Origin of the sequence: Uliginosibacterium aquaticum (assembly GCF_012972705.2) — a bacterium.
GTDB classification, from domain to species: domain Bacteria; phylum Pseudomonadota; class Gammaproteobacteria; order Burkholderiales; family Rhodocyclaceae; genus Uliginosibacterium; species Uliginosibacterium aquaticum.
Window position 1 is genome coordinate 792348 of the sequence record NZ_JABCSC020000003.1, and the last position, 21815, is coordinate 814162.

Genomic DNA, 21815 nt, shown 5'->3' on the forward strand with positions numbered 1-21815 from the left:
TGAGTTCAATCAAACCATACCATCTAATCAACCAATTGGTGTGGCGCTAATCTTTCGACATCGGGCACAGGCCCTGCCATCCATCACGAGGACAAGCACATGTCGACATCTACGCTACTCAGGCCAGCGCTGCGCCAGACCGCAGGCGCCCGCGCCATCGCGCTACGCACTCGCGGCAGCACCCATGGGCCGATTACCCGGCTGATGAGCCCCGGCGATCTGGGCGAATTTCTCAAGCCCTTTGTGTTCCTGGATCTCGTCAACTTCAAGGCGAGGGCGGGGCAGAGGGGCTTTGGCATGCACCCGCATTCCGGCCTCGCGACGCTCACCTTCCTGCTCGAAGGCGATGTGGTCTATGAGGACAGCACCGGCAAATCCGGAACATTGCCCGCTGGCGGCGTGGAGTGGATGCGTGCGGGCAATGGCGTCTGGCACAGCGGCGGCCCGGCCACAGAGGGTTCGATCCAGGGCTTTCAGCTGTGGGTGGCGCTGCCTCCAAGCGAAGAGAACGCCCCTGCGCACAGCCTCTATCTGGCGCCCTCAGAGGTGCCGCAAGTGGGCCCGGTGAGCGTGATGCTCGGCCGCTACGGCAGCGCCCAGAGTCCGATTCCGGCGCCCTCCGACATGACGTACCTCGCGGTGCGCCTCAAGGCGGGCGAGCGCTGGTCTTACACACCACCTGCCGGGCACGACGTGGCCTGGCTGGCGGTGAATACCGGGCAGCTCGATGCGCATGAAAGCGTGAGCGCTGGCGAGCTGGTGATCTTCGAGGAGTCGAGCCAAAGCATCGACATCGTGGCCAAACAAGACAGCAGCTTCGTGCTCGGTTCGGCGGTGAAACACCCTTATCCGCTGATCACCGGCCATTACTCGGTGCACACCAACGCAGCCGCCCTTGCTCAAGGCGAGGCCGAGATCCGGCGGATCGGCAAGACGCTGCAGCGTGAAGGGCGTCTGGCTTGATTTGACTCTGGGAATTGCATCCATAAATGGACGAGTCCAATGCGATTTTACTGTCTAGTCGCTTAATTCCTAGCTCTTTATTCTTCATTCATTGGCAGTTCAGTCAGCGGAGACCACCAGCCTTCGGGGCGCTGGGGTCTCCAGAGTTTCAAGCCCCACCCACACAGAGGAAAAAAATCATGAACATCGGCATCATTGGCGCAGGCGCACTTGGCTCCAACCTGGCTCGGGCATTGGCCCGCAAAGGCCTCTCGGCCACCATTTCAAACAGTCGCGGCCCGGCCTCCCTGGCGCCCCTGGTTGCAGAACTCGGCCCGACCATCAAGGCCGGCACCACAGCCGAAGCGGCCAGTGCAGACATCGTGGTGGTGGCCGTGCGCTGGAGCGACCTGGGCAAGGTGCTGGGCAGCCTGCCGGCCTGGAATGGCCGCATCGTGATCGACGGTACCAACCCGGTGGCATTTCTCGACCCCAACTCGCCGGACGCTAAAGACCCGAGCAATCCGCTCGCTGCCTATGGCATCAAGGCGGTTGATCTGGGCGGCAAGTATTCCAGCGAAGTGTTCCGCGAACTCGTTCCGGGTGCACGCGTCGTCAAGGCGTTCAACCATCTGGATGTGAACGTTCTGGCCGAGCCGGAAGTGTCCGGCGGGCAGCGCGTTCAGTTTTACTCGGGTGACGATGCTGCGGCCAAGGCCGAAGTGCGCAAGCTCCTCGAAGCCATTGGCCACTTCCCGGTAGATCTCGGCACGCTGGATGTGGGCGGTCGCCTGGCCCAGTTGCCCTTCGGTTCGCTGGCCGCGATCAACTTCATCAAGATCTGAGTCGCCCGAGTGGCTGCGCTTCGGGGCAGCCACTCGACCCGCGACTTTGAATGTTTGTGATGCCTGTTGCCGGACTATTGTTAAGCTCCGGCTTGGCATCCCTGCATGTTGTGCAAGCAGCACAGCACAGGGAGTGATGGTGCCGGTTTGAAGCGGCACGGGTCGTCAGCAGCCTCACGACATTCGTTGATTGGGTGGGTCATGGAAATAGCACAGATCACCCGTGCGCTGCAGCAGGATGCGGTCACGGTTGTTTTTCTCAATGTTCTTCTGCAGCAGATCGGCCTGCCGGTGCCGGCGGTGCCGACGCTGTTGCTGGCGGGAAGCCTCGCCACGACGCCTTCCGCACTGGGCCAGGTGCTGGCGGCTGCGCTGGTGGCCTCGGTGATCGCTGACTGGCTGTGGTACTGGTCGGGTCAGCTCTTCGGCTACCGGGTGTTGGCCGGCCTGTGCAAGCTCTCGATCAACCCTTCTTCCTGTGTCAGCGAAACGGAAGCGCGCTTCATCCGCTGGGGCCTGCCCTCGCTGGTGCTCGCCAAATTCATCCCCGGCTTTTCAACGGTGGCGCCGCCGATTGCCGGTGCCTTGCGCATGAATCAACTGAAGTTCTTGCTGGCTGCGGGCGCTGGCGCAGTGCTGTGGGCGGGCCTGGCACTGAGCGCGGGCTGGCTCTTGCAGGACACCGTCAGAGCTGCCATCGCCTTGCTCGAAGCGCACACCCGCACGGCACTCGTGCTGGTGCTGGTCTTGCTGGGCGGCTGGCTGGGCTGGAAGCTGTGGCAGAAATTTCGCTTCCGCAAACTCGCTGCACTTCCCCATATCACTGCCGACGAGTTGATCGCGGCCATGGCGGAGGACGATGCGCCGCTGGTGCTCGACTTGCGCGGAGCGGCGATAGCGGCCGAAACCACAGAGATTCCAGGGGCGAGGCGGACGACGCTTGCATTGCTGCTGATCGACGCCGGCGAGTGGCCGAAGGATCGCCCTGTTGTGACCCTGTGTGCGTGTCCGGAAGACGCTAGCGCGAAGCATGCGGCGCGCCAACTGCTGGATGCCGGCTATCTCTCCGCCCGGCCACTTAAAGGCGGGTATGAGGCATGGCTGGCCGCGCAAGCCTCACGCGCGATCTGAGGCGCGCCATGCCTGCCCGCGCTTAAAGGCTTTGATCCCAGGGCGCCGGCTCGCCGGCAAAGCGCGCTGCCAGAAAATCCACCAGCAGGCGCAAGGCCAGCGGCTGGTGCTGGCGCGAGAGATAGATGGCATGGATACCCAGCTCCTCCGGTTCATGATCCGGCAGCAGGTGCACCAGGCGGCCTGAGCGCAGCTCATCCCCCAGGTAGTAGGTGGGCAACATGCCGACGCCCGCGCCCGAAAGCACGGCCCGCCGCAGCACGGCGGTTTCATTGGTGTGGAAGCTCCAGTCCACCGGCACCGTGAGCGTCTCGCCGCCCTGCGTGAAGCGGTATTGCTTGCCGATACCGAAAGCGTGCGCAATGCAGCGGTGCTGGCGCAAATCCTCTGCCACACGTGGCAGGCCGTGCTTTTTCAGGTAGTCCGGTGAGGCGCACAGCATCGAGCGGCAGCGTGCCAGTGGCCGCGTAATCATCGCCGGATCCAGAGTGTTGGTGATGCGCACCGCCAGATCGACCCGCTCGCCCACCAGATCGGCCGCCTTGTCGCCCACCGACAGCACGATTTCCACTTGCTCATATTGCCGCTGGAAGTCGACCAGCGCCGCCGTGAGCTGGGCATCGGCAAAGGAGCCGGAGCTGGTAACGCGCAGCACGCCGGCGGGCTCGCGGCTGCGTTCCGCCGCGAGGTGCTGCGCCTCTTCCGCGAGCTCAAGCAGCTGCCGGCAGGTGGGCAGCGCGGCGAAGCCGGCATCGGTGAGGCTGACCTTGCGGGTGGTTCGGTGCAGCAGGCGGGCGTCGAACCAGTCTTCCACTGCGGCGAGATAGCGGCTGACCATCGCGGCCGACATGTCCAGATGTTCAGCGGCCTGGGTGAGGCTGCCCCGGTCGGCCACTTCCACAAAGACGCGCACAGCTGTCAGGCGATCCATTTCATCGATCCGCGCAATAAATATTCAACTGATACGGACTTTATCAACTGAATCGCAAAAACTAAAGTTCGTTCCACAGCAAACCCACCCAAGGAGATCCACCATGTTCCAGCCCCGCAGCATCGCCCGCATTCTTTTTCCCGCCCTGACCCTCGGCGTTGTTGCCGCCACCGGCGCGAGCGCGCAGACGCCCGCACCGCTCAGCGTCAAGGTCTATAACGCCGACGGCAACAGCTTCCATGTCAATGCCGTGGTGGTGAGCGGCAAGACTGAAGCGATCGTGATCGACAGCGGCTTCACCCGCGCTGACGCCCTGCGCGTGGCGGCCAATGTGCTCGACAGTGGCAAGACGCTGAAGACCATCTTCATCAGCAACGCCGACCCGGATTTCTACTTCGGCGCCGAAGTGTTGAAGGCCTATTTTCCGAACGCTCAGGTGCTGACCACCCCGGCCGTGCGCGAGAAAATCGAGGCCAAGCTGGCCGGCAAAGTGGCGTTCTGGGCACCGAAGATGGGCGCCAATGCACCGCAGAAGCCGATCGTGCCGGAACTACTGCAGGGCACCCGACTGAGCGTGGATGGCGAGACCATCGAAGTGCGCGGTACCACGGGTGAGCTGGCCCATCGCCCCTATGTGTGGATTCCGTCGATCAAGACCATCGCTGGCAACATCGCGATTTTCGGCAATCTGCATGTGTGGACGGCGGATACCCAGAAGGCCAGCGAACGCAAAGCCTGGTTCGCCCAGCTCGACGAGATCGAAGCGCTCAAGCCGGCTACCGTCGTGCCGGGCCACATGGCTGCCGGCACCGCGCTGGACGTGAGCGCCATTCGCTACACCCGCGATTATCTGCAGCGATTTGATGTGGAAGCGGCCAAGGCCAAGAGCGGTGCCGAGCTGATCGAAGCCATGAGGAAGGCCTACCCGCAAGCCGGCCTGGGCATCGCGCTGGACATCGGCGCCAAGGTCAACAAGGGCGAAATGCAGTGGTAATCCGCTGAAGACTTCCCGCGCCGCTCTTCATGGCGGCGCGGGAACTTCGCACTTTCAAAGGACGCTCATCATGTCTACAACGACCCTGCATTACATCTACGATCCTTTGTGCGGCTGGTGCTACGGCGCAGCTCCGCTGGTGAAGGCTGCCCGTGAAGTCCTCCACGTGATTGCACACGGCGGCGGCATGATGACCGGCGCCAGGCGCCAGCCTGTCACCGCGCAGCTAAGCGATTTCGTCAAACCGCATGACGCCCGGATTGCCCAGCTGAGCGGGCAGCCCTTCGGCGAAGGCTACCGCGATGGGTTGTTGCGTGACACGGCGGCGGTGTTCGACTCCGAGCCGCCAACGGCGGCCATGCTGGCGGCCGAAGAGATTGCCGGCCGCGGCTTGGACATGCTCGCCCAGCTGCAAATTGCCCACTATGTTGAAGGGCGGCGGATTGCAGATCGTGCGGTGCTGATCGAAGTGGCCGCCAGCCTTGGTCTGGACGCGGAAAGCTTCGCTGTGGCGCTGGATCGCCAGTCGGGTGAGGCCGTGCAGGCACATATCCAGCAGACCCGGGCCTTCATGGCGAAGGTCGGCGCTCAGGGCTTCCCCAGCTTCGTGCTCGAAACCGGGGGCGTCTTCACAAACCTGGAGGTTGCAAGCCATCTGGGGCGGCCGCAGGATTTTCTGGCCTGGCTGCGCAATCAGATTCACTCCGCTACCGCGCCTGCCGCAGGCAAGGCCTTTGGCTGCGATGCCGATGGTTGCGCACTCTGAAACAGGAGACACACATGAAAACCAATCTGCAGATCGTCACCGAACACTACGCTGCGTCAGCACGCCAGGATCTCGCCGCCATGATGGCGGATGTTTCCCCTGAAGTGGCCTGGACCGAGATGGCCGGCTTCCCCTGCGCTGGCACCTGGATCGGCCCCGATCAGGTGATTGCCAATGTCTTTGCCGTGCTTGGCAGTGAATGGGAAGGCTACAGCTTCGCGCTGGAGCAGATCATCGATGGTGGTGAGCAACTGGTCGGCATCGGCACTTACTCCGGCACCTACCGCAAGACCGGCAAGCCGATGCAGGCGCGGGTGACGCATGTGTGGCGCCTTTCCGAAGGAAAGATCGTCCGCTTCGAGCAATTCACCGATACCTTGCTTGTCGCGCGGGCCATGCACACCTGATGGCTCGGAAGCCTGGACCTCAGCCGATCATGGCTTCAAAGGCCAGTGCGCCCTGACTCACCGGGCGGCGCGGCAGGCGCAGACGGAAGAGCTCGCGGCTGATTTCGCCTTCTACAAGTTCCACGACCTGCACGCGGCCCAGTGCAATCGCATCGGCCGCGGCCAGCTCCGGCACCAGCCCCAGGCCGAGCCCTGCCGCAGCCATCTGCACGATGATCTCGTTGCTGCCGGCTTCCAGCGTGCGCGCGGGCTGGATGCCGAGCCGTTCCATCTCGTGTTCGACGACCGAGCGGCTGCCCGAGCCGGGTTCGCGCAAAAGCCAGAGCTGGGACGAGAGATCGGTTGCGCGCTGCTTGCGTCCGGCCGGGAAGGCCTTGGCGGCTGCCACGATCAACATGCGCTCGCGGCGCCAGGGGCGAATCTCGAGACGCTCGTCATCGATATGGCCCTCCACCAGCGCCACATCCACATCGCAATCGAGCAGCCACTGGGCGACTTGCTTGGTGTTGCCGGAGAGCAGACGCAGGCTCACGCCGGGGTGCTGGCTGGAGAACCCGGCGATGTACTTCGGCAGCCAGTAAGCCGCGATGGTGGTGGAGGCGCCGATGGTGAGGCTGCCGCGCTCCAGCTCCGAATAGGCTTGCACGGCCTCTATGGCAGCACGCTCCATGGCGAAGATGCCACGCGCGTACTTGTAGAGCATCTGGCCAGCTTCCGACGGCCTGAACGAGCGTCCGCCGCGTTCCAGCAACACCACCTGCAACTGATCTTCCAGCTCACGGACGGCTTTCGATACGGCTGGCTGGCTCACGCCCTGCACTTCGGCAGCGCGCGAGAAGCTCTTCTGTTCGATGACGGCGGCGAAGATGCGCAGGAGGTGTAGGTTCATTTTATGGGGAGTGGATAGTCGGGAGGGCGGTAGGGCGGAGTGCCAACTCCGCCAGCCTGGTCAACGTATCTGGTGGAGTTTCACTCCACCCTACAGCTGTGTCGTACGTGGCGACGCATTCAGCGTTCAGCCCTGAAGTTCAAGGCCACGCCCGTGCCCCGTAAATCATGCGTTTGGCCACAAAGTGGCGCAGGGGAGGCAGGGCTTCGAGCGCGGTGAGGCCGGCGCCGCGCAGGCCAGCGATCAGCGGGTTGTGGGTAGAGAAACCGCGCACCAGTAGATCGGTGAAGCCGGCGGCGCCTTCGCGGTCGAGCTTGCGGCGGGCGGCATAGCGGGCGAGTAATTCGGGTGCGCCGGGGTCGGTGGCTCCGGTGAGGGTGTCGGCGAGTTCCCAGGCATCGCGCAGGGCGAGGTTGAAGCCCTGGCCGGCCACCGGGTGCAGGGTCTGGGCGGCGTTGCCGAGCCAGACGCAGCGCGCGGCAGTGATCTCGCGGCGCATGCGCAGGCCCAGCGGATGGTGGGCGCGCTCGCTGATCGAGTTGAGGGTGGCGAGGCCGCCCAGTGCACCGTTCAAGGCGCCGAGCCATTCCGCCTCGGGGGCAGTGAGCAGGCCCTCGGCTTCCTGTGCCGGCACGGTCCACACCACGGCGTAATCCTGTCCGAAGGGCAGCAGGGCGATCGGCCCGCGGGCGGTGAAGCGCTCGTGGGCCAGGTTCTGATGAGGGGCGGCTGGGGTGGCCCGGCACAGCAGGGCGTGTTGATCGTAGTCGCGGATGCGGGTGGCTTCCTGCTCCGGCACGAAACCTTCGCAGCGCAGCAGCAGGCGGGCCCGGCGGGTGGTGTGCTGCAGTTGCAGTTCGATGCAAGCGGCCTCGGGTTGGCTGCTGTCGAGGCGGGTTTCTTCATGCAGCGGGATGCCGGCGGCCTGCACCTGTCTGAGCAGGGCCGCGTGCAGGGTGCTGGCGCCGAGGACGTAGCCCAGCGCGGGCAGACGCTGTTCGGCGGCGCTGAGCTGGCTGCGCGCGAAGCCGCCTTGTTGCGAGATGGTGATGTGGGTGATCGGCGTAGCCAGGGCCGTCGGCCAGGCGCCGAGCAACTCGAGCAGCTCACGGCTGCTGTGCGAGAGAGCTAGCGTGCGATTGTCCTGCTGGGTGGCCGCGATGCTGCGGGCGTCGAAAATCTCCACCGCCTGCCCGCGTCGCGACAAGGCCAGCGCCGTGGCCAGCCCGAGCGGGCCGGCACCGATGATGGCAATCGGTGGGGCCATCAGGCGAGTGCCTCCGCCATGCAGGCTTCCACATCCTTGATGCATTTGGGCGCGGCGGAGGTTAATACGTCCGGATGATTGCCGGTGATCAGCACGTCATCTTCGATGCGTACGCCAATGTTCCAGAAGGCTTCGGGAACGTCGTCGGCGGGGCGGATGTAGCAGCCGGGTTCGATGGTCAGCACCATGCCGGGCTCGAGGTCGCGCCAGCGGCCGCGCTGCTTGTATTCGCCGCAGTCATGTACATCCATGCCCAGCCAGTGACTGGTGCGGTGCATGTAGAAACGGCGGTAGCTGCTGGTCTCGAGTACTTCGTCGAGGCTGCCGCTGAGCAGCTTCAGATCCAGCATGCCCTGAGCAAGGATGCGTACGGCCACGTCGTGCGGATCGTTGAAGTATTTGCCGGCCCGGCATTCGGCGATCGCCGCTTTCTGGGACGCGAGCACTAGCGCATAGACGTCGCGTTGCGGGCCTTCGAAGCGGCCGTTCACCGGGAAGGTGCGGGTGATGTCCGCGGCATAGCTGTCGAACTCGCAGCCGGCATCGATGAGCAGCAGTTCGCCATCGCGTAGCGGCTGGTTGTTGGCGTTGTAGTGCAGTACGCAGGCATTCGGGCCACCGGCGACGATGCTGGTGTAGGCCGGGAACTGGCTGCCGCTGCGGCGGAATTCGTGCAGGATTTCGGCCTCGATCTCGTATTCCATCATGCCCGGGTGGCAGGCCCGCATGGCGCGGCGGTGCGCGGCTGAGGTGATTTCGGCTGCGCGGCGCATCAGGCCGATTTCGCTGGCATCCTTGAAGAGGCGCATTTCGTCGAGCTGCACGCGCAGGTCGCAGATCTCGGTCGGCACGCTGATGCCGTTGCGGGCGCCGGCACGCACGCTGTTGAGGGCGTCGGTGATGCGGCGGTCCCATTCTTCATCGTGACCCAGCGAGTACCACAGCGCCGGCTGGTTGCCGATCAGCTCGGGCAGGAGTTTGGCCAGCTCGCTGACCGGGTGGGTGGCATCCATGCCGAAGCGCTCGCGCGCGGCTTCGGGGCCGAAGCGGAAGCCATCCCAGATCTCGCGCTCTTCGTTCTTCTCGCGGCAGAACAGCACGCTGCGGGTTTCCTCTGCGGTGGCGATCAGCACCAGCACGGCTTCGGGTTCGCCGAAGCCGCTGAGGTAGTGGAAGTAGCTGTCGTGCCGGTAGGGGTACTCGCTGTCGCGATTGCGGCAGCGCTCTGGTGCGGTGGGCACGATGGCAATGCCACCGCCGGAGGCGCGGATCTGGTCGGCGAGGCGGGCGCGGCGGGCGGCGAAGGGGGCGAAATCGAAGTTCATCGGCAATCTTCTTGTTGTGATGAGGCTTGGGGTGTTTTCAGATCAGGCAGCGCTCCGGCGCTTGAGTTCCTCGTCCAGCGCGATCAGGCGTTGCGGGGTGCCGACGTCTTCCCAGCGGCCGTGGAAGTGTTCGCCGGAGAGGCGTCCGGCATCGATGGCCTTGAACAGCAGCGGTGCCAGCTTGGCTTTGGTGCCGGGCTCGGTTGCGGCGAACAGCGAGCTGCGATAGAGGCCGATGCCGGAGAAGGTGAGGCGGGCGCCGCCTTCGCGCAGCACCTGGCCACTGGCGTCGAGCACGAAGTCACCGTCCGGATGCTGCGGTGGGTTGTCGACCAGGGCAAGGTGGGCGTGCTGGCCTTGGGTGATGCGGGTCAGTGCGCGGGCACAGAAGGTGGCGTAATCGAGTTCGCAATACACATCGCCATTCACGACCAGGAAGGGCACGTCGCCCAGCAGGGGCAGGGCGGTGGCAATTCCTCCGGCAGTTTCGAGCGCTTCGCCCTCGCGCGAGTAATCGATATTCACGCCCCATTCGCGGCCGCTGCCCAGCGTTTCTTCAATCAGATGACCGAGATGGGCGTGGTTGATCACGATGTCGTGAATGCCGGCGCGTGCGAGGCGCTCGATGTGCCACGCGATCAGGGATTTGCCTCCCACCGAAAGGAGGGGTTTGGGGCAGCTGTCGGTGAGCGGACGCATGCGTTCGCCGCGTCCGGCAGCGAGGATCATGGCTTTCATGGCTGGGCCTGTGAGGTGGAATCCGGGCTGGCATCCCGTTTTTCGGCGGCGCGTTCGTAGGCATCCACGATGCGGGCTACCAATGGGTGACGCACCACGTCTTCCTTGGTGAAATGAGTGTAGGCAATGCCGCGCACTTCGCCGAGGGTCTTCACTGCGTCGAGAAGGCCGCTCTTGTGGCCGCGCGGCAGATCGATCTGGGTCAGATCTCCAGTGACGACGGCGCGCGAGCCGATGCCGATGCGTGTAAGGAACATCTTCATCTGTTCCGGCGTGGTGTTCTGCGCCTCATCCAGAATGATGAAGGCATTGCTGAGGGTACGGCCGCGCATGAAGGCCAGCGGGGCGATCTCGATGCACTGGCGCTCGAACATCTTGGCTACGCGCTCGAAGCCCATCAGATCGTAGAGCGCGTCGTAGAGCGGGCGCAGATAGGGATCGACTTTCTGCGCGAGGTCGCCGGGCAGGAAGCCCAGACGCTCACCGGCTTCCACAGCCGGGCGGGTCAGGATGATGCGCTGCACCTGCTCGCGCTCGAAGGCGTCCACCGCGCAGGCCACGGCCAGGTAGGTCTTGCCGGTGCCGGCCGGGCCGAGGCCGAAGGTGATGTCGTGACTCTGGATGGCGCGCAGGTATTCGTTCTGGCGCGGGGTGCGGCCGTGCAGATCGCTGCGGCGGGTGAGCAGGGTGGGCGCGGCGGGGCTGGTGTCATCGCGCTTGGCGAATTCGATCAGGCCAAGCTGGATATCTTCCACCGTGAGGTGCTGGTCGGCACGCCGGTAGAAGGCTTGCAGAGCGTTGCGGGCGATATTGATCTGAGCGCTCTCGCCGTGCAGGGTCAGCAGCTCGCCACGACGCGCGATGGCCACATCGTAGGCCGCTTCGATCTGACGCAGGTTTTCGTCCAGCGCGCCGCACAGGTTGGCGAGCCGGGCGTTGTCTGGCGGGGCCAGCTGGAGTTCGAGGCGGCGCGGCCGGGAGGCGGGAGCGGGCTTGCTGACGGGAGTGACCACGAAGCGATTCCGGATGCTGGATCAGAGCATGTTATCGAGAAATGCGCGGCTGCGGGGATGCGCCGGGCTGGCGAAGAACTCGGCCGCCGGGCGTTCCTCGACGATTTCGCCCTGGTCCATGAAGATCACCCGATTGGCGACTTCGCGCGCAAAGCCCATCTCGTGGGTCACCACCAGCATGGTCATGTGCTCCTCGGCGAGCTGGCGCATGGTGCGCAGCACTTCGCCGGTGAGCTCCGGGTCGAGTGCCGAGGTGGGTTCGTCGAAGAGCATGATGTCCGGCTCCATGGCGAGCGCCCGGGCAATCGCCACGCGTTGCTTCTGACCGCCGGAGAGGCGCGCTGGGTAGGCGTCGCGCTTGGCTGAGAGGCCGACCTTGGCGAGCAGGGCTTCGGCTTTGGGAATGATCGCGTCGCGACTCATGCCTTTCACGGTGATCGGCGCTTCGATGATGTTCTGCAGCACGGTCATGTGCGGGAACAGGTTGAAGTGCTGGAAGACCATGCCCATGCGCCGGCAGATGCGGCGCACTTCGGCTTCCGGTGCGTAGCGGGCCTGGCCGCCGGCGTCGGTGTCGGCCAGCACATCGCCTTCGATCTCGATGCGCCCGGCGTCGATGGTCTCCAGATGGTTCAGACAGCGCAGGAAGGTGCTCTTGCCGGAGCCCGACGGGCCGATCACGGCGATGACTTCGCCCTTGCTCATTTCGAGCGAAACGCCCTTGAGCACTTCGTTGTGGCCGAAGCGTTTGTGCAGGCCGCTGGCCTTGATCATGGGCTTATTCGTCATGGGCTGCGTAGCGTTTCTCGAGGTACTGGAAGCCCCAGGTCAGGAGCAGGGTCATGAGCAGGTAGAAGGCGGCGGCGACCACGAAGGGCGAGGTGGTGAAATCGCGCTGCACGATGCCGCGCGCGGCGCGCAAGAGGTCGTTCATGGCCAGCACGTAGATCAGCGAGGTGTCCTTCACCAGGGTGATGGTTTCATTCGACACCGGCGGCAGGATGCGGCGGATCATCTGCGGCAGCACGATGCGGCGCATGGTCTGGGCATAGGTGAGGCCCAGCACCTTGGCGCCCTCGTACTGGCCGCGGTCGATGGACTGGATGCCGGCGCGGAAGATCTCGGCGAAGTAGGCCGCGTAGTTGAGCACGAATGCCACGATGGCGGCCGGGAAGTCCGGCAGGCGGATGCCGATGCCCGGCACGAAGGGCAGGGCGAAGTAGATGAAGAGCATCTGCAGCATCAGCGGTGTGCCGCGCATGAGCCAGATGTAGCCATTCACGGCGACCGACACGGCGGGCCAGCGCGAGATGCGCCCCAGCGCGAGGGCGAGGCCCAGCGGCACTGCGAGGACGAGGGTGATCAGGAAAACCTGGATCGTGATGCCCGCGCCGTCGATGAGCTGGGGAAGAATCCTGAGTATGTAATCCATTGTTCAATCTTCAAAACACAGCCGGCCCCGTGGGGCCGGCTGTGCGGGTGGTGCGGGAGGCAGCAATGCTTACTTGACGATGTTCTTGCCGAACCACTGCTCGGAGATCTTCGCCGCCGAGCCATCGGCCTTCATGTCAGCCATGGCCTTGTCCAGCTTGCCTAGCAGTTCGCTGTCGTCCTTGCGCACGCCCACGCCGTATTCCTCGGTGCCGAAGTTGTCGGCCAGCACCACATAGTCGGCAGGCTTCTTGGCGGCGTAGTAACGGCCCACCACTTCGTCGACCACGATGGCGTCCAGTCGGCCAGCGGAGAGGTCCATCAGTGCGGTGACGTTGTCGCCGAACTGCTTGAGCTCCTTCAGCGTCTTGCCAGCCGGATCTTTGTTCACGGCATCCACTGCGGACGAGCCTTCCTGCACGCCGACGATCTTGCCGGCCAGTTCGGCCTTGGTCTTGATCGGCGAGTTGGCCGCCACGATCACGATCTGGTGGTTTTCGAGGTAGGGCGCGGTGAAGCCGATGTTGGCGCGGCGCTCTTCGGTGATGGTGAGGCCGTTCCACAGCACATCGATACGCTTGCCATTGAGTTCGGCTTCCTTGGCGCTCCAGTCGATGGGCTTGAATTCCACTTCCATGCCCAAGCGCTTGGCGGCTTCCTTGGCCATATCGATGTCGAAGCCGACGAGTTCGTTCTTCTCATCGCGGAAGCCCATCGGCGGGAAGTGATCATCGAGACCCACGACGATCTTGGTGGCAGCCACCGGCGCCGAGGCTTCGGCGGTGGCCTGGGTTTCTTCCTTCTTGCCACAGGCGCCGAGCAACAGGCTGGTGGTGAGGGCGGCAGCGACAAGCGTGGTCAGTTTCTTCATGTTCGGAAGACTCCGGAAAATTCAGTACGGGCCCGCACGGGGCGAAGCCGCGATTGTCTACCTGCGGCTCGCGCCGGGCAAGCCGTAGCGTTACGGCTGCGTGCGCAGCAGCGGTGCGCGCAAGGCCTCATCCAGCGTGGCGAGCGACTCCTGCAAATGTGCGCGTGCTTCCACGCTGCGCCCGCCCTGCGGCAGGGCCGTGCGTAAGGCCAGCTGCAGCGCGCTGGCTTCGTGGCGGGCCAGGGCGCGCACATCGGCGGGCGCGGTGCCTGTCGCACCACTGCTGGCACTGCTGCCGCGCAGGATCAGGTTGCTCAGCCGGCTCAGGTGAGCCCGCTGCAGGGCGCGGCGCTGCTGCGGGATGTCGGTGCCGGCTCTGAGTTCCTGCCAGATGTCCTGGCGCAGCGTGGCGTGCAGCTCTGCCAGGCTGAAGCGATCGCTGACCAGCAGCTCGGCTTCGAGCAGGCGCTGGCTGACGCGATCCGAGAACAGCAGGTCCAGTACCGTGCTTTGCTGGCGCAGTACGCTGGCGCCGATGCCGGGTTGCGGCTCCGGGCTGAGCGGCTCGAAAAAGTCCGGCGCGAGGCGGCGCAGCAAGGTTGGCTCGATCTGGAAGCTGGCGGGCTGGAACAGCCCTTGAGAGAGGGCCGCAAGTGTTGCGCGCTGGACCGAGGCGGGCAGTGGCGTAAACACGTCACGCCGGGCCGGTGAAGTGTGGCGGCTGATGCTGACGCCGCCGATGTTGCGTGCCGCATTGCTGGCGGCCATGCCAAGCTGGCTGAGGCTGCTATTGACTGCCGCGCGTGTTTCCCGGGCGTCCTCTTCGCGACCGGAAGGGGGGCGTTTGGCCAATGCATCCCACAATTCGCGGGCGAGCTGCAGGCGCAGGCGGAACCAGGCAACCGGATCATTGCCCAGGTCGTAGCGGGCGACTGCCGGATCGATGCCGGCGGAGAGCACGTTGCCGTCAAAACTGCCAGCGTCGAAATCGTCGCCGTAGCTCAGCAGCGGATCGTTTTCGGCGCGCCCGGCAATCTTGCGCAATTGGGCGCGTTCTTCCTCGCGTGGTAGTGGGGTGTAGCCGTACTCGATGGCCCACAGGTCGTAAGGGCCCAGCGTTTTCTGGGTCAGAGCGACCTTGCCTGCGCTGGCGGGGTACTGGTTGAGCGGGGTGTAGTCCATCACCGAGGCGGCCAGACCGTTCCGTTCCACGAAGGCCGGGTCGCGCAGCTGGGCCAGGGTGTAAGCCGAGGAGGCTCGGAAGTTGTGGGTGAGTCCCAGGGTGTGGCCGACTTCATGCATCACCACCCAGCGCAGTACGTCCTTGGCGAGGGCTTCTGCTTCAGGGCCGTCCGGCTCTATTTCGCCGCGTGCGGCGGCCAGTTCGAGGGCCTGGGCGAGGTCGGCGAAGCTCGCTTCTGCAAAGTCGCAGGGTTCGTCGTGCTCGTGGGCGTGCGCTTTGCGCGGGAAGTCATAGAGCGCGGCCTGACGCGCACCGCGTGGGCGGAAGTCACTGATCACGATATCTGCATCGAGGATTTCGCCACTGCGCGGATCGACCAGCGATGGACCAACCGAGGCGCTGGCATCGGTGCCGAGCAGCCATTGCACGGTGGCGTGCTGGCGGGAGGCGCTGCGCCAGGGGGCGTCGTCAGCCTGCTGCTCGACGCGGATAGCATCCTTGAAGCCGGCACGCTCGAAAGCGGTGTTCCAGCTGAGGATGGCCTCGCGCACGGTGTCGCGGTATTGCTCGGGGATATTGCGATCCAGCCAGTAGGTGATTGGCTTGACGGGCTCGGACAAGGGGGCCGCCGGATCCTTCTTCTCTAGCCGCCAGCGTTTGATCAGGTATTCGCGTGGATGGGGAGCAAGGCTGCGATCGTAGTTGTAGCGCTGGCTGCGGAAGTAACCTACGCGTGCGTCGGCTGGGCGGCCTGCCATTTCGGTGGGCAGCGGTGAGAAGCTCACGGCAAAGCCGAGGAACATGCTGCGTGCATCGGGCAGGGTGCCCGGCGTGGAGGGCTGAACCGCCTGGCCGGGGGTCGGCACTGCCAGCGAGGCGGCGGCGTAGTGGCTCAGCAACTCGACCACAGTTTCCTCGCTGTTGCTGCGCACCTGCTGGATCAGGCTGTTGGCCCGATCGAACTGGTAGGGCTGGCGGTAGGTGCTTTGCAGCTGGGCCACGCTGGCTGAAAAGTCGGTCAGCAGCAGGGCGTTGAGGTCAACCAGAATGGCGCGGCTGCTAGGGTGGGGCTGGCTGAGAATGGCTGCGCCGCCACGCAGGCTGTCCGAATAGGCGTCTGCCACCGCGAACTGCATTGGTTTGCTGCTGGCGACGAAGCCCGTGTTGCGTTCGATCCACTGAACCCGGTCCGACAGGCGCACGAACTTGCCGACGCCGGACTCCAGCATCATGCCGCTCCACAACCAGCGCTCACCGATGCCACGGCTGCGCTGGGTGGTGAAGAAGAAAGGCTGGGCGAAGTCGCTCTCCTTGAGTTCCAGGAGGTAGCGCTCGTCCTTCTTGTAAATGTTCAGCCAGCCGGGCAGGCGGGTGAAGTCCTTGATGAGCTCTGCGTAAGACGGGAGCTTGCTGGCCGCGCTGCTGGCACTGCCGTTTGACCCGGGGGGGGCGGTCGCGATGGGTGCAGAGGCCGGCGCCAAGGGGACCGCCACGGTTTTGGCTGTTGTTTTTTTGGGCGTGGCGCCGCTGCTGACAGCTTGCTCGGGTGCTGCCGCGCAGGCAGCAAGGGCTGCGAGCGCGACACCGAGTGACGCCAGTTTCAGTTGTTCAGACCGCTTATTCCGCAATCTCCACCTCGCCGCGCAGCGAATGCGGCAGCGCCGCGGTGATCTTCACATTGATGAAATGGCCGATCTGGCGAGGGTTGCCCTTGAAGTTCACGACGCGGTTGTTGTCGGTACGCGCGGCAAGTTCGCCCGGATCTTTCTTTGAGCGGCCTTCCACCAGTACGCGCTGGGTCGTGCCGACCATACTGGCGCTGACCTCACTGGCCAGCTCGTCGATACGCTTTTGCAGGCGCGACAGCCGTGCGAGCTTCAATTCCTGCGGCGTGTCGTCGTGCATCTCGGCTGCCGGCGTGCCGGGGCGGCGGCTGAAGATGAAGCTGAAGGAAGCATCGAAGCCGATCTCGTCGATCAGCTTCATGGTGGCTTCGAAATCGGCCTCGGTTTCGCCGGGGAAGCCGACGATGAAGTCGGTCGATAGCGAGAGGTCCGGCCGTGCTGCGCGGAGTTTCCTCACCACCGATTTATATTCGAGGATGGTGTAGCCGCGTTTCATGGCTGCCAGTACGCGATCCGAACCGGCCTGTACCGGCAGATGCAGGTGCGATACGAGCTTGGGCAGACGCGCATAGGCGTCGAACACGCGTTGGGTCATCTCGCGCGGGTGCGAGGTGGTGTAGCGGATGCGCTCCACGCCTGGAATTTCATGCACGCATTCGAGCAAGAAGGCAAAGTCCGCCATTTCTTCCGAACCCGGTTCCACGGGGGCGCGCCAGGCATTCACGTTCTGCCCGAGCAGGGTAATTTCCTTTACCCCTTGCTCCGTCAGTCCGGCGATTTCGGCCAGCACATCGCCGAGCGGACGATAGATCTCGTCGCCGCGCGTGTAAGGCACGATGCAATAGGTACAGAACTTCGAGCAGCCTTCCATGATCGATACGAAAGCCGAGGCGCCCTCGACTCGGGCGGGCGGCAGGGCATCGAACTTCTCGTTCTCAGGGAAGCTGATGTCCACCTGCGACTTGCCGGACTCGCGGCGCGCCTCGATCAGCTCGGGCAAGCGGTGCAGGGTCTGCGGACCGAAGACCACGTCCACATAAGGTGCGCGCGAAATGATCGCCTCGCCTTCCTGAGAGGCCACGCAGCCCCCTACGCCGATGATCAGCTTGGGATTCGATTGTTTGAGGTGCTTGACCCGACCCAGGTCGTGGAACACCTTCTCCTGGGCTTTTTCGCGCACCGAACAGGTGTTGAAGAGGATTACGTCGGCTTCTTCGGGATTGTCGGTCTTGACCAGTTCTTCACCGGCGGCGAGTACGTCGGCCATCTTGTCCGAGTCGTACTCGTTCATCTGGCACCCGAAGGTGCGGATGTACAGCTTCTTCATCAGGTCACTTCACTGCAGGTTGGGGCAAGGCTCAGAACAGCTTCCACCAGGGAGTGTCCGACTTCAGCTTGGGCGCGGCAACCGCGTCTTCGGCCGCCGTCAGGATCCAGACCTTCTGGGCTTCACCTTGCGCGTTGAATTTCACACGAACGACATAAGTCGAACTGCCCAACGACTGGGTCAGCACAACCAGATTGTTTTGATTGACGATCACTCCGCCGACCGAGAGTCGAACGCTCAGGTTGTTGAGCTTCAGTTGGCGCTCCCCGATCACCTGCATCTCAGCCTTCAGTGCATCGTCCGGAATGGGGCGTACCGGATCGGTTTGGGCCATGGCAGAACCCGTAAGCATCAGACACAACACGAATTTCAGGAGAGATTTCATGGCGCGCACGAGGTTTCAAGGCTGGTTGCGGGAAGGGTCGCATGGTCAGTCATCACCCTCTCAAAGTCAATCCAGCCCCGCCCAAGTGCATGAATTGACGATGCTTTGACGGCGCGCGTGCAGGCAGCTCCTCCGATTTGCCTGCATTCAGGGCATTGCAAAGCTCCGCAACCCTCGCTATAATCGCCGGCTCTTTCGGGGGTGATGTAGCTCAGATGGTTAGAGCGATGGATTCATAACCCATAGGTCGGCGGTTCGACTCCGCCCATCACCACCAGCGAATCAAATGCTTAGCCTGGCCGAAAGGCCGGGCTTTGTGTTTTTGGGCGTAGTCTTCCGGGCCGCTTGAGGGTCGGGTGCTGAAGTCCAACTGGTTGTTTTGTTGTTTGGTAGTGCCGCTTTAGCTCAGTGGTAGAGCAACCGCCTTAAAATTGACATGAGTGCCCCTTGGGAAACCTTGGGAGTAGAACTGCTCAAATTCGGGGAAAGCTTTGTTCGCAAGAGCGTGCCAATCCCGAGCCAAGCCCCGTAAGACGGGGAAGGTGTAGAGACTAGACGGGCAGCGCCTAAAGCGAAAGCCAGGGTGAAGGGATAGTCCAGACCACGAACGCCTTCGGGTGGCGTCGAAAGACGAAGTGGTACGGTAAGCGGTAGGTCGTCTGTTCAATCCAGACAAGCGGCACCAGTTTTTTTCCGTCTTTCGTTCCGGTTGTTCGGGGCGGAAGGTATTGATCTGCCTGTTCGGTAGCTATATGATTGCCGGTTTTCGGTAATTCGCTACCGGATTTTTCAGGATACTGAACCATGGTTGTTATCCGTCTTGCACGTGGCGGCGCCAAGAAGCGCCCGTTCTTCAACATCGTTGCGACCGATTCCCGCAATCGTCGCGATGGTCGTTTCATCGAGCGCGTGGGTTACTACAACCCCGTGGCTTCCGGCGCCGAACAAGGCCTGTCGGTGAATGTGGAACGTCTGGCTTACTGGCAGCAACAGGGTGCCCAGTTGTCGCCCACCGTTGCTCGTCTGGTCAAGCAGTCTGCCAAGGCAGCTGCCTGATTGATCGACAAGCCATGATCGTGATGGGGCGCATTGTCGCCCCTTTCGGCATTCATGGCTGGCTGAAGGTTCAGCCGCTTGGTGATGATCCGATGTCATGGCGGCGTATGCCGCAGTGGTGGATCGGCCCTGATCCGGATTCCGCAAAAGCGGAAGACTGGCGCCCGGTTGTTTCGAGCGGTCTGCGGCCCCATGGCAAGCTGATTGTCGTGGCGCTGGAGGGAGTTGCAGATAGAACAGCCGCCGAGGCTATCGATGGCTGGTTTCTCGCTGCGCCCCGGGAGGCTTTGCCGAAGCCAGGCAAGGATGAGTATTACTGGGCTGACCTGATCGGGTTGCGCGTGACAGGTAAGGCCGGCGTGCCGCTAGGCGTGGTGCGAGGGCTTATCGAGACAGGCGCTCACGACGTTCTGGAAATTGCTGACGGCGAAACAGAGCGACTGATTCCTTTTGTCGGTGCCTATGTGTTGGATGTGAATCTGGCAGCCGGCCTGATTAGCGTCGACTGGGAGGCTGACTGGTGAGTCAGGTTTCTGCTGGCTTGCGGCGTTTTGATGTAGTAACGATTTTTCCCGAAATGTTCGCAGCGGTTCGCGATTTCGGAGTGTCCCGGCGAGCGGTTGATCGGGGCTTGTGGCAGTCGCAGTGCTGGAATCCCCGTGATTTCACGGTGGATCCGCATCGTACGGTCGATGATCGCCCGTACGGAGGTGGGCCGGGCATGGTGATGCTGGCTGAGCCTTTGAGTAAGGCTATCTCTGCGGCAAAAGCAGTGCAGAAGGAAGTGCTTGGTGTTGCGGGGAGGGTGGTTTACCTCTCGCCGCAAGGCCGTCCATTGGATCATGCCGGGGTGGTTCGACTTGCGCAGGAACCGGGATTGATCCTGCTTTGCGGGCGTTATGAGGGCATTGATCAGCGTTTGATTGATGCTGAAGTGGATGAGGAGATCTCCGTCGGGGATTTTGTGGTTTCCGGCGGTGAATTGCCGGCAATGTTGTTGATGGACGCCATCATCAGGCTATTGCCGGGCGCTTTAAATGATGCGGATTCGGCAACGGAAGACTCCTTTGTTGCTGGGTTGCTGGATTGCCCGCACTACACGCGCCCTGATAACTATCGCGGCGTTTTGGTGCCATCGGTACTGATGTCTGGCAATCATGCGCACATCAAACGCTGGCGCTTGAAGCAGGCCCTGGGTTTGACCCGGCGCAAACGACCGGATATGTTGGAAGGTAGAGAGTTGAGTCGCGAAGAAAATTTGCTGCTTGAGGAATTCAAGCAGGAAAGTAGTGCTCCGGTTTGCCGGAGCGAATAACCAAGGCACGTATCAGGTGGCGACCTGCTCTGCGTGAAGGGTCCGAAGCGGACCGTGATTGTTGAAAATGGAGATACGCATGAATCTGATCCAGCAACTCGAGCAAGAAGAAATTGCCCGTCTCGGCAAAACCATTCCAGAATTCGCTCCTGGCGATACCGTGATCGTTCAGGTCAAGGTGAAGGAAGGTAACCGTGAGCGTCTGCAGGCGTATGAGGGTGTCGTGATTGCCAAGCGTAACCGCGGCCTGAACTCGTCCTTCATCGTTCGCAAGATCTCTTCGGGCGAAGGTGTGGAGCGTACCTTCCAGTCCTACTCCCCGTTGGTGGCCAGCATTGAAGTGAAGCGTCGTGGCGATGTGCGTCGCGCCAAGCTCTACTATCTGCGCAGCCGTTCGGGCAAATCGGCTCGCATCAAGGAAAAGCTGGAGCTCAAGAAGGCCTGAGCTTTTGCTTCAAATGTTTTGCTAGACGCCCCGCCTTGTGCGGGGCGTTTTGCTGTGCGGACCAGAACCTGTTGGCGCAGATCGGGTCCAATGGCACTATATGAGCACCAACCCGTGCTTCCCTGCAGGAGAGAACATGAACACCACTACCGCTGAAATGCCAGAGCTGCTGGTCTTTACTGACAGTGCAGCCAACAAGGTCAAGGAACTTATCGACGAAGAGGGCAACGCCGAGCTCAAGCTACGCGTGTTTGTCTCTGGCGGCGGTTGCTCCGGCTTCCAGTACGGCTTCACCTTTGACGAAGAGGTGAACGAAGACGATACCCAGCTTCAAAAAAATGGCGTCACCCTTTTAATCGACTCCATGAGCTATCAGTACTTGGTGGGGGCTGAGATTGACTACACGGACGGACTCGAAGGCTCGCAATTCGTGATCCGCAACCCGAACGCAACAACAACTTGTGGTTGCGGGTCCTCGTTCTCTGTGTAAGCAACTGCTGCTCGAGCAAACAAAAGGCCGCGTAAGCGGCCTTTTGTTTAGGGGTTTGTGGGGTTTGGCGGCGGGGTCAGGTGGGAGAGGGCAGTTTCTTTGCTTAAAAGCGACAAAGCTGTTGACGTACTCGGGTTCAGTCCCCATAATCTCGCTTCTCTGCTGATGACGCGAAAGCGAAACAGCAAGAAGGCCGGAAGGCGCTTCAGACCTAGGTTTGAAGCAGGTTCGGCAGTCAGGTTCTGGTTTGAGCGGTTCTAAAGAATTTCTCAAAATTGCTTGACAGGCTGTTTGAAGGGTGTAAAATGCGCCCCTCTCGCAAACGATGCAGCGCAGTAAGAAGCGTAGCAAAGAATGCAAAAGCCCGGAAACGGGATGCTCTTTAAAAAATAGAACAACCGATAGGTGTGGGTACTTGGTCAGAGTGGCTGTCTTCGGA

General features: G+C 62.8%; 24 protein-coding genes and 1 tRNA gene. 12 read left to right on the top strand and 13 right to left on the bottom strand.

What is annotated here, in order from left to right; all coding sequences use genetic code 11:
* The first annotated feature begins 99 nt into the window (after positions 1 to 99).
* The 3 genes from HJ583_RS15070 (at position 100) to HJ583_RS15080 (ending at position 2918) form a co-directional block, all read left to right on the top strand.
* The gene (locus HJ583_RS15070) at positions 100 to 963 is read left to right on the top strand and encodes a pirin family protein (protein WP_170022651.1); all 864 of its coding nucleotides are present in this window, start codon (positions 100 to 102) and stop codon (positions 961 to 963) included.
* Between the two features lie 179 nt (positions 964 to 1142).
* Complete coding sequence (locus HJ583_RS15075; protein WP_170022652.1) at positions 1143 to 1787, top strand: NADPH-dependent F420 reductase; 645 nt, start codon at positions 1143 to 1145, stop codon at positions 1785 to 1787.
* A gap of 201 nt (positions 1788 to 1988) precedes the next feature.
* Positions 1989 to 2918, top strand: a complete 930-nt coding sequence (locus HJ583_RS15080; RefSeq protein WP_170022653.1) for a VTT domain-containing protein — start codon at positions 1989 to 1991, stop codon at positions 2916 to 2918.
* A gap of 22 nt (positions 2919 to 2940) precedes the next feature.
* Here HJ583_RS15080 and HJ583_RS15085 read toward each other — a convergent pair whose 3' ends face one another.
* Entirely contained in the window at positions 2941 to 3849 is a 909-nt protein-coding gene (locus HJ583_RS15085; protein ID WP_170022654.1) for a LysR family transcriptional regulator, read from the bottom strand.
* Positions 3850 to 3952: 103 nt separating this feature from the next.
* Between HJ583_RS15085 and HJ583_RS15090 the strand changes: the two genes are divergently transcribed.
* The 3 genes from HJ583_RS15090 to HJ583_RS15100 all read left to right on the top strand — a co-directional run bounded on the left by HJ583_RS15090 (position 3953) and on the right by HJ583_RS15100 (position 6016).
* The gene (locus tag HJ583_RS15090; RefSeq protein ID WP_170022655.1) at positions 3953 to 4843 is read left to right on the top strand and encodes an MBL fold metallo-hydrolase; all 891 of its coding nucleotides are present in this window, start codon (positions 3953 to 3955) and stop codon (positions 4841 to 4843) included.
* Between the two features lie 70 nt (positions 4844 to 4913).
* Complete coding sequence (locus HJ583_RS15095) at positions 4914 to 5609, top strand: DsbA family protein (RefSeq protein ID WP_170022656.1); 696 nt, start codon at positions 4914 to 4916, stop codon at positions 5607 to 5609.
* 14 nt (positions 5610 to 5623) lie between these two features.
* A complete protein-coding gene (locus HJ583_RS15100; protein ID WP_101943392.1) occupies positions 5624 to 6016 on the top strand; it encodes a nuclear transport factor 2 family protein in 393 nt (130 codons plus the stop codon).
* 19 nt (positions 6017 to 6035) lie between these two features.
* Here HJ583_RS15100 and HJ583_RS15105 read toward each other — a convergent pair whose 3' ends face one another.
* The 11 genes from HJ583_RS15105 to HJ583_RS15155 all read right to left on the bottom strand — a co-directional run bounded on the left by HJ583_RS15105 (position 6036) and on the right by HJ583_RS15155 (position 18070).
* Entirely contained in the window at positions 6036 to 6905 is an 870-nt protein-coding gene (locus tag HJ583_RS15105; RefSeq protein ID WP_170022657.1) for a LysR family transcriptional regulator, read from the bottom strand.
* 139 nt (positions 6906 to 7044) lie between these two features.
* On the bottom strand, positions 7045 to 8172 hold the full coding sequence (locus tag HJ583_RS15110) for an FAD-dependent oxidoreductase (RefSeq protein ID WP_170022658.1): 1128 nt from the start codon (positions 8170 to 8172) through the stop codon (positions 7045 to 7047).
* Positions 8172 to 9497, bottom strand: a complete 1326-nt coding sequence (gene pepP, locus HJ583_RS15115; RefSeq protein ID WP_170022659.1) for a Xaa-Pro aminopeptidase — start codon at positions 9495 to 9497, stop codon at positions 8172 to 8174. The genes HJ583_RS15110 and pepP overlap by 1 nt, the downstream gene beginning before the upstream one ends.
* Before the next feature lie 42 nt (positions 9498 to 9539).
* Positions 9540 to 10235, bottom strand: a complete 696-nt coding sequence (gene murU / locus HJ583_RS15120) for an N-acetylmuramate alpha-1-phosphate uridylyltransferase MurU (protein ID WP_101943396.1) — start codon at positions 10233 to 10235, stop codon at positions 9540 to 9542.
* Positions 10232 to 11248: a PhoH family protein gene (locus HJ583_RS15125; RefSeq protein WP_170022660.1), complete on the bottom strand. Its 1017-nt coding sequence runs from the start codon at positions 11246 to 11248 to the stop codon at positions 10232 to 10234. The genes murU and HJ583_RS15125 overlap by 4 nt, the downstream gene beginning before the upstream one ends.
* A gap of 21 nt (positions 11249 to 11269) precedes the next feature.
* Positions 11270 to 12022: an amino acid ABC transporter ATP-binding protein gene (locus HJ583_RS15130; protein ID WP_170022661.1), complete on the bottom strand. Its 753-nt coding sequence runs from the start codon at positions 12020 to 12022 to the stop codon at positions 11270 to 11272.
* Between the two features lie 4 nt (positions 12023 to 12026).
* Positions 12027 to 12680: an amino acid ABC transporter permease gene (locus tag HJ583_RS15135; RefSeq protein WP_101943399.1), complete on the bottom strand. Its 654-nt coding sequence runs from the start codon at positions 12678 to 12680 to the stop codon at positions 12027 to 12029.
* A 69-nt stretch (positions 12681 to 12749) separates the two neighbouring features.
* Positions 12750 to 13550: an amino acid ABC transporter substrate-binding protein gene (locus tag HJ583_RS15140; protein ID WP_170022662.1), complete on the bottom strand. Its 801-nt coding sequence runs from the start codon at positions 13548 to 13550 to the stop codon at positions 12750 to 12752.
* Positions 13551 to 13640: 90 nt separating this feature from the next.
* On the bottom strand, positions 13641 to 16226 hold the full coding sequence (locus HJ583_RS15145) for a zinc-dependent metalloprotease (RefSeq protein WP_170022663.1): 2586 nt from the start codon (positions 16224 to 16226) through the stop codon (positions 13641 to 13643).
* 124 nt (positions 16227 to 16350) lie between these two features.
* Positions 16351 to 17685: a tRNA (N6-isopentenyl adenosine(37)-C2)-methylthiotransferase MiaB gene (gene miaB / locus HJ583_RS15150; RefSeq protein WP_170022664.1), complete on the bottom strand. Its 1335-nt coding sequence runs from the start codon at positions 17683 to 17685 to the stop codon at positions 16351 to 16353.
* 31 nt (positions 17686 to 17716) lie between these two features.
* Positions 17717 to 18070 carry a hypothetical protein gene (locus HJ583_RS15155; protein WP_170022665.1) on the bottom strand — a complete coding sequence of 118 codons (354 nt, stop codon included), beginning with the start codon at positions 18068 to 18070 and terminating at the stop codon, positions 17717 to 17719.
* A 200-nt stretch (positions 18071 to 18270) separates the two neighbouring features.
* On the opposite strand from HJ583_RS15155, the gene HJ583_RS15160 reads away from it, so the two are divergent.
* Positions 18271 to 18347, top strand: a tRNA-Met gene (locus tag HJ583_RS15160).
* A 289-nt stretch (positions 18348 to 18636) separates the two neighbouring features.
* Here HJ583_RS15160 and HJ583_RS15165 read toward each other — a convergent pair.
* Positions 18637 to 18876 (bottom strand): hypothetical protein, encoded by a 240-nt coding sequence (locus HJ583_RS15165; RefSeq protein ID WP_170022666.1) that lies wholly within the window; start codon positions 18874 to 18876, stop codon positions 18637 to 18639.
* Here HJ583_RS15165 and rpsP point away from each other — a divergent pair.
* From rpsP to erpA, 5 genes are all read left to right on the top strand, one after another.
* Positions 18875 to 19126, top strand: coding sequence for a 30S ribosomal protein S16 (gene rpsP, locus HJ583_RS15170; protein ID WP_101943404.1), 252 nt, complete (start codon positions 18875 to 18877; stop codon positions 19124 to 19126). The genes HJ583_RS15165 and rpsP overlap by 2 nt on opposite strands.
* A 14-nt stretch (positions 19127 to 19140) precedes the next feature.
* The gene (gene rimM, locus HJ583_RS15175) at positions 19141 to 19650 is read left to right on the top strand and encodes a ribosome maturation factor RimM (protein ID WP_170022667.1); all 510 of its coding nucleotides are present in this window, start codon (positions 19141 to 19143) and stop codon (positions 19648 to 19650) included.
* Positions 19644 to 20441 carry a tRNA (guanosine(37)-N1)-methyltransferase TrmD gene (gene trmD / locus HJ583_RS15180; RefSeq protein ID WP_408058206.1) on the top strand — a complete coding sequence of 266 codons (798 nt, stop codon included), beginning with the start codon at positions 19644 to 19646 and terminating at the stop codon, positions 20439 to 20441. The genes rimM and trmD overlap by 7 nt, the downstream gene beginning before the upstream one ends.
* A gap of 79 nt (positions 20442 to 20520) precedes the next feature.
* Positions 20521 to 20886: a 50S ribosomal protein L19 gene (gene rplS, locus HJ583_RS15185; protein WP_101943407.1), complete on the top strand. Its 366-nt coding sequence runs from the start codon at positions 20521 to 20523 to the stop codon at positions 20884 to 20886.
* A gap of 136 nt (positions 20887 to 21022) precedes the next feature.
* A complete protein-coding gene (gene erpA / locus HJ583_RS15190; protein ID WP_101943408.1) occupies positions 21023 to 21376 on the top strand; it encodes an iron-sulfur cluster insertion protein ErpA in 354 nt (117 codons plus the stop codon).
* Positions 21377 to 21815 lie beyond the last annotated feature (439 nt).